The sequence below is a fragment of the Microcoleus sp. Pol10D4 genome (genome assembly GCF_036701555.1).
GTDB lineage: Bacteria > Cyanobacteriota > Cyanobacteriia > Cyanobacteriales > Microcoleaceae > Microcoleus.
In genome coordinates this window covers 1-5237 of sequence record NZ_JAUBRA010000140.1, presented here as the reverse complement: position 1 = coordinate 5237, position 5237 = coordinate 1, and the positions used below count along the sequence as shown (strand labels likewise).

General features: G+C 42.0%; 11 protein-coding genes. 8 read left to right on the top strand and 3 right to left on the bottom strand.

What is annotated here, in order from left to right:
• On the top strand, positions 1-632 hold a 632-nt coding region (locus QUA36_RS30725), incomplete at its 5' end, for a serine protease (protein ID WP_333460104.1).
• 20 nt (positions 633-652) lie between these two features.
• On the opposite strand, the gene QUA36_RS30720 is transcribed toward QUA36_RS30725, so the two are convergent.
• The gene (locus QUA36_RS30720; RefSeq protein ID WP_333460103.1) at positions 653-1078 is read right to left on the bottom strand and encodes a tetratricopeptide repeat protein; all 426 of its coding nucleotides are present in this window, start codon (positions 1076-1078) and stop codon (positions 653-655) included.
• Positions 1079-1155: 77 nt separating this feature from the next.
• Here QUA36_RS30720 and QUA36_RS30715 point away from each other — a divergent pair, with 77 nt between their 5' ends.
• The 4 genes from QUA36_RS30715 to QUA36_RS30700 all read left to right on the top strand — a co-directional run bounded on the left by QUA36_RS30715 (position 1156) and on the right by QUA36_RS30700 (position 2307).
• Positions 1156-1377 carry a hypothetical protein gene (locus QUA36_RS30715; RefSeq protein ID WP_333460102.1) on the top strand — a complete coding sequence of 74 codons (222 nt, stop codon included), beginning with the start codon at positions 1156-1158 and terminating at the stop codon, positions 1375-1377.
• A 67-nt stretch (positions 1378-1444) separates the two neighbouring features.
• A complete protein-coding gene (locus QUA36_RS30710; protein WP_333460101.1) occupies positions 1445-1657 on the top strand; it encodes a hypothetical protein in 213 nt (70 codons plus the stop codon).
• 108 nt (positions 1658-1765) lie between these two features.
• On the top strand, positions 1766-1987 hold the full coding sequence (locus tag QUA36_RS30705; protein WP_333168235.1) for a hypothetical protein: 222 nt from the start codon (positions 1766-1768) through the stop codon (positions 1985-1987).
• On the top strand, positions 1945-2307 hold the full coding sequence (locus QUA36_RS30700; protein WP_333460100.1) for a type II toxin-antitoxin system PemK/MazF family toxin: 363 nt from the start codon (positions 1945-1947) through the stop codon (positions 2305-2307). The genes QUA36_RS30705 and QUA36_RS30700 overlap by 43 nt, the downstream gene beginning before the upstream one ends.
• A gap of 213 nt (positions 2308-2520) precedes the next feature.
• Here QUA36_RS30700 and QUA36_RS30695 read toward each other — a convergent pair whose 3' ends face one another.
• Together QUA36_RS30695 and QUA36_RS30690 are read right to left on the bottom strand one after the other, a co-directional pair.
• Positions 2521-2883, bottom strand: coding sequence for a type II toxin-antitoxin system PemK/MazF family toxin (locus tag QUA36_RS30695; protein WP_333460099.1), 363 nt, complete (start codon positions 2881-2883; stop codon positions 2521-2523).
• Positions 2868-3104: a hypothetical protein gene (locus QUA36_RS30690; protein ID WP_333161337.1), complete on the bottom strand. Its 237-nt coding sequence runs from the start codon at positions 3102-3104 to the stop codon at positions 2868-2870. Before QUA36_RS30690 ends, QUA36_RS30695 begins: the two co-directional genes overlap by 16 nt.
• A 143-nt stretch (positions 3105-3247) precedes the next feature.
• Between QUA36_RS30690 and QUA36_RS30685 the strand changes: the two genes are divergently transcribed.
• From QUA36_RS30685 to QUA36_RS30675, 3 genes are all read left to right on the top strand, one after another.
• On the top strand, positions 3248-3745 hold the full coding sequence (locus QUA36_RS30685) for a TIGR00725 family protein (protein ID WP_333460098.1): 498 nt from the start codon (positions 3248-3250) through the stop codon (positions 3743-3745).
• Between the two features lie 8 nt (positions 3746-3753).
• Positions 3754-4275, top strand: coding sequence for a hypothetical protein (locus tag QUA36_RS30680; protein WP_333460097.1), 522 nt, complete (start codon positions 3754-3756; stop codon positions 4273-4275).
• A gap of 282 nt (positions 4276-4557) precedes the next feature.
• Positions 4558-5184: a TPM domain-containing protein gene (locus QUA36_RS30675; RefSeq protein ID WP_333460096.1), complete on the top strand. Its 627-nt coding sequence runs from the start codon at positions 4558-4560 to the stop codon at positions 5182-5184.
• The last annotated feature ends 53 nt before the right edge of the window (positions 5185-5237 follow it).

Below are 5237 nucleotides of genomic sequence, written 5' to 3'. Positions count from 1 at the left end.
TCAGATTGCACTCACTTTTTTCACTTCTCTATTTTATTGCGATCGCATTCCTCTTTAAAAACTGTCCGGAGTATTGTGATAATAAAGACAAAACTTATCAAGTATTGACAGCAGACGGACGGACGCATATTGCTAAATGGCTGCGTTCGTCTCAGTTTGGTAAAGTAGATTTAGCTTTAGTGCAGTTTACCACTTCTCAAACCTATCGAGTTGCGGAAATCGGAAACTCAAATCAGCTATCGGTGGGAGATGCGGTTTATGCTGCGGGTTTTCCGAATTGGCATGGGATTAATTCAGATTCTATAGAGAAGACTCGGAATTGGGGGCTAAAAGCTTTTAAGTTAACGAGTGGGAAAGTGGGAATGTTGCCCGCTCAATCCCTTGAGAGTGGATACCAACTTGGTTACACTAATGATATTGCCGAGGGGATGAGTGGCGGGCCTGTATTGAATATTTCGGGTAAGTTGGTGGGAATTAATGGCAAATCGAAATATCCTTTGGGGGGAATTGATGTGTTTAAGTTGGCGGATGGGAGTGTGCCTTCTCAGGGTGTTTTTCGGCAGATGGAAGGTTTTAGTTGGGCGATTTCGATTGATACTTTTCAGGAGTTAGTGAGTCATCTGAAGGCATGATTATTCTCAGTTTGTCGCTACTACGGTTCGGATAGTTTTTTCACGTTGTCAATAGCTTGTTGATACCAAAAGCCTGTATCCTCTTGTTGCTTATACAAATCAGCGGCTTTTTGGTAATCTTGGATTGCACTTTGTTTGTCGTTAATAGCAGATTTGAAATTACCCCGATTGTTGTAGGCAATAGCATTGTTAGGATCAAGCTGAATAACCCGATCGTAATCTGCGATCGCCTCTTGGTTTCTCCCTAGGGCACACTTGGCAACACCCCGACCGAAGTAGGCAAAAGTATGGTTAGAATCAAGCTTAATAGCCCGATCGTAATCAGCGATCGCCTCTTTGTTTTTCCCTAGGGCAGATTTGGCATTACCCCGATTGTAGTAGGCCTTAGCATTGTAGGGATTAAGTTGAATAGCCCGATCGTAATCTGCGAGGGATTTTGTAGTCATTGCCTTTATTGCAGTTATTGAGTTTTAATGAAGCTGCTTCCCCGACGGTTTAGAGAAGTACGCCGAATCCGAGCCGAGTGTTTGATAATTATCAAAAATATTATCACAACAAAATAATTATTGGCAAAACTATTGGCGGACATTACTACATAATCAGCTTATTGGGTAAAGGTGGATTTGGCGAAACCTACTTAGCACAGGACGAATATCTACCCGACAAGCCCCAATGTGTGGTCAAAAGATTCAAGCCCCAGTCCAATGATCCCTTCTTGCTGCAAGAAGCCAAACGCCTGTTTTAAAGCGAACCTCAACACCTGAACAACTTAGGTAGCCACGATCGCATTCCGCAGCTATTCGCCCACTTCGATGAAAATCAAGAATTCTATCTCGTCCACAAGAGATTTTGCAGCGCTATCTGGAATTATAGCGAGATCCCTTTCTAATAATTCAGAAAGGCTCTCGCCCATCATTCATGAAAAGTGCGATCGCCCTTCCTGCATCCGCGTTAATCTGCGTCCATCTGCGGTTAAAAAAGAGCGAGATCCCTTTCTAATAATTCAGAAGGGCGATCGTCCCTAATTCATCAAAAGAGCGAGATCCCTTCCGTTTGTGAATTCAACCAACAAAAAATTGTCATTTCAGTCAATTGTTGCTAAAATAATTACAAAAAACTATTCTGATTAGCCAATGAGCGACATCTCTATCAGCTTGCCAGATGACTTACTCACATACGTAAATCAAAAAGCGCCCAACCCTAGTGCTTTAATAGAATCTCTCTTAAAACAATGGCGAAAACAACAAGAAAACCAAGCTTTAGCAGAAGCTTGCAAGCTAATTGACGAATTAGATTTAGGATGGGATGAGGAATGGCAAGCTCAAGCGATTACCGACTGGGAAGCATCTGGATAGCTAGATTTGATCCCTCAGTAGGAACAGAAATACGCAAAACGCGCCCTGCGTTAGTCATTTCTGGTACGCTGTTCAACGAGCGGCGCAGCAAAGTGACTGTTTTGCCATTTACATCGGCTCGTCCTCACGATCCTCGGATTTCTGCTGCTGCGATATTAGTACCCGCATCCCCACAAAATGGTTTAGATGCAGATAGTTTGCTAGTCTGTGTCGATCCCATGACTTTCGACAAAACGAGATTAGTACAACAAGTCGGCCAATTGGAATCCGAGCTATTTTCCCAAAGTCAAGAGATTTTGCAGCGCTATCTAGAATTATAGCGATCGCCCTTTTTTAATTAGTCTAAAATATCGATCGCCCTTTCTCACCCAGATTCAGAAGGGCGATCGCCCGTCATTCATCAAAAGAGCGAGATCCCTTCCTGCATCTGCGTTAATCAGCGTCCATCTGCGGTTAAAAAAGAGCGAGATCCATTTCTCACCCATATCCAGAAAAGACCTCGCCCATAATTCCTTCTTTAAAAAGTTGAAAAATTACAAAGCAAACACGATTCTAAGAGCTCGATCGATTTTTAGTAAAACCTCTGGCTCAACTTCACCTCGGATATCCACCAAGCGAGAAAAATAATCTATAGGGCGCGTTTGCAAACAATCTGCAAGAGATTTTTTTGTTAATCTATTTGCTTCTGAAGGTTCAATCTCCACATTACTTCTAATCTTGGCTTTTTTTTCACTCCAAGCAGTAATTGGAACCACCTGAATTATAGGAACTCTCTCATTATAAGTATTGTTAGTCACAATAATGCAAGGTCGAATTTTTCCAGTTTCAGAACCCCTAGTAGGCTCAAGATTGACTTCAATAATTAGCCCCCGTTTCAGTTTTATTCTTTCGGCCATTCTTCTAAACCTAATGCCGCCAATTCCTGTAACTCTGTCTCTTCTGCATAGACTTCCGCATAGAGCATCGCCGATTCTTTCAACTGCTCGGTTTCTAACGCTAATTCCAACCGTTGAATCGCTATTCTAACCAATTCACTAGGATCTTTAAATCCATAGTTTTGACAGAGTTCTAAAAATTTTATCTGAGATTCATCTAGTTTAAATGTTTGCTCTTTCATAGTAAAAATACTAGGAAGCTTTAGAAAGTTAGTTGTGTCAAAAGCGGTTTTTAGAAAGCCACTATTTTTATGATAACATACATTCGTAGATAAAGTGCAAAAAAACTAGCAAGTATTAATAACACCATATTCACCCGAAAACTATGAAAAAAATCATCATTGGCATCATGGGCCCCGGCGAGAGTGCCACATCAACAGACTTAGAAAACGCCTATCAACTCGGACAACTCATCGCCGAAGCAGGATGGATATTGCTAACTGGTGGCAGAAATGTCGGCGTCATGTATGCCGCCAACAAAGGAGCAAAATCAGCTAACGGTTTAACAGTCGGCATCCTTCCGGGAAATGACACTCGCGGCTTTTCTGAATCTGTAGATATTGCCATTGTCACCGATATGGGAAACGCCAGAAATAACATTAACGTTCTTTCTTCTGACGTAATAATTGCCTGCGGTATGGGCACGGGCACTGCTTCGGAAATCGCCCTCGCTCTGAAAGCTAACAAACAAGTTATATTGTTAAATCACAGCGCCGAAAGTCAACTTTTTTTTAAAGGTTTAGCACAATTTAAGATATTTGTGGTAAACAATGCTGTAGAGGCTATGAATCAAGCTCGCGAAATCCTAGCAAATCCAAGATGAAATCCAAGATGAGAGTAAGCAAATTCAAATTTTGTGCGATCGGCATTTTCCTAACTTTGGGGATTTTCGTCACTACCAAAGCAGACGGAAGAATTGCACAGTTCAGTTTCAGCAATAAACCCACTCAAAAATTAGCACAAACCCTCCCTCCTCCTCCCCCTTTCACACAGCCTCTTACCGAACAAGAAGCGCCACCGATTCGCAGCGAATCGGTGCCGGATCAAATAGCTTTAGCAACCCATTTGCAGACAATCAAAGCTAGACTCTACGGTGCTTACTGGTGTCCTAACTGTCACACGCAACAAGAACTTTTCGGCAAAGAAGCATTTACCGCGATTACTTACATTGAGTGCGATCCCAGAGGCAAAGGTGCTCAACCGGATTTGTGCAAAGCTGCCAATATTAAAGCTTATCCCACTTGGGAAATTCGGGGTAAATATTACACGGGTCGGCAATCTTTGGAAAAACTGGCTATTTTATCCGGTTATAGAGGCAGCAGAAATTTTCAGCCACAACTTCCCTCTCCTTAAAAATATCTAAATTAGTTCGCACTCGCCAACTAAGAAACCGGGTTTTTGAACCGAAATTGACGGGTTTCAGCAATTATTTTGGTTAAAAACCCGGTTTCTCGCCACCCCTGCGTCCTAGACTATAAATGTAAAGCGCTTATGGCGCACCTAAAATTATGAGTTTTATGAACCCAACTTCTGAATAATATGAATTGACACGACAGTGAGCTGGTTATTTAATTGTAATTAGGCGGACAGATATATGTCAATTTCAGACTAGCAGTTATTCAGGAGACTGAAGCGATGCAGTTACAATTTAGCAATAAACAATTAATCGGCAGCATTTTGCTGTGCTTTTCGGCAATTGCATTTCCCGTAACGAGCCAAGCTATAACAGTACAAGAAGTACCGAATCCCCGTCAAGTAAATAACACTTGGGTAACGGACAAGGCAAACATTCTCAGCGACAGCACCGAAATTCAGCTCAATCAAATGATTTCGGATTTAGAGGCAAAAAACGGCTCAGAAATCGCTGTTGTGACAGTTACTGAAACTAAGCCATCGGCGACACCAAAAGCATTTGCTACAGAATTATTTAACTTTTGGGGTATTGGCAAAAAAGGTAAAAATAACGGAATTTTATTGTTGATTTCGTCGGGGGAACGCCGTGTTCAAATTGAAACAGGTTCTGGCATTCAAAGCATTTTGCCGGATGCGAAGGTAGTGGGTATTATTAAAACCGAAATTACGCCCAGATTTAAACAGCAGGACTTTGACGGGGGCACATTAGCCGGGACAAAGGCGTTAGTAAATGTTTTACAAACTACGACGGTAAATGCTCAATCTCAAACCACGCTGCCTTTGGCTCCAATCGTACCATCTCAAGGGCTGAAACCGTCACCAATACCTAGAGCGTCGGTACAGTATTAGAAGTTGACAAAAAAAGAGATATATGAATCTACCCCGTCAAGGAATTCAACTCT

Excerpts from the sequence above, each read along its gene's own strand:
- QUA36_RS30675 (WP_333460096.1), top strand. The coding sequence starts at position 4,558 with ATGCAGTTACAATTTAGCAATAAACAATTAATCGGCAGCATTTTGCTG.
- QUA36_RS30720 (WP_333460103.1), bottom strand. The coding sequence starts at position 1,078 with ATGACTACAAAATCCCTCGCAGATTACGATCGGGCTATTCAACTTAAT.
- QUA36_RS30680 (WP_333460097.1), top strand. The coding sequence starts at position 3,754 with ATGAGAGTAAGCAAATTCAAATTTTGTGCGATCGGCATTTTCCTAACT.
- QUA36_RS30690 (WP_333161337.1), bottom strand. The coding sequence starts at position 3,104 with ATGAAAGAGCAAACATTTAAACTAGATGAATCTCAGATAAAATTTTTA.
- QUA36_RS30705 (WP_333168235.1), top strand. The coding sequence starts at position 1,766 with ATGAGCGACATCTCTATCAGCTTGCCAGATGACTTACTCACATACGTA.
- QUA36_RS30695 (WP_333460099.1), bottom strand. The coding sequence starts at position 2,883 with ATGGCCGAAAGAATAAAACTGAAACGGGGGCTAATTATTGAAGTCAAT.
- QUA36_RS30710 (WP_333460101.1), top strand. The coding sequence starts at position 1,445 with ATGAAAATCAAGAATTCTATCTCGTCCACAAGAGATTTTGCAGCGCTA.
- QUA36_RS30685 (WP_333460098.1), top strand. The coding sequence starts at position 3,248 with ATGAAAAAAATCATCATTGGCATCATGGGCCCCGGCGAGAGTGCCACA.
- QUA36_RS30700 (WP_333460100.1), top strand. The coding sequence starts at position 1,945 with ATGGCAAGCTCAAGCGATTACCGACTGGGAAGCATCTGGATAGCTAGA.